The 232-nt window shown below is 62.1% G+C and carries 1 protein-coding gene; it reads left to right on the plus strand.

The genetic code is table 11. The features are described 5' to 3' along the window. On the plus strand, positions 1 to 232 hold a 232-nt coding region (locus tag SB764_RS44950), incomplete at both ends, for a hypothetical protein (RefSeq protein ID WP_410867431.1).

The following is a 232-nucleotide window of genomic DNA, read 5'->3' on the forward strand; positions in this document are numbered from 1 at the left end:
GGCGAAATCGAGCGGCTGATTCGAACGGAGTGTTTTGCCGCCGCGCTGCGTCTGCTGTCGGGAAGTTTCATTACCCTCTACGAAGGCTCGCCTGAGCTGACCGGGCTTTTCGCCACACGCCAGAGCCGGCTGCTTTGCCACGCGCTGTTGGCGCTCTATTTTCAAAAGCGCGATACCTGCACGAACGGAGCGGGGGAACCTGCCCTGACCCGGGAAGATTTCGGCCGCCTCG

Origin of the sequence: Paraburkholderia sp. SIMBA_027 (assembly GCF_046535315.1) — a bacterium.
In the GTDB taxonomy this organism is placed as follows: domain Bacteria; phylum Pseudomonadota; class Gammaproteobacteria; order Burkholderiales; family Burkholderiaceae; genus Paraburkholderia; species Paraburkholderia tropica.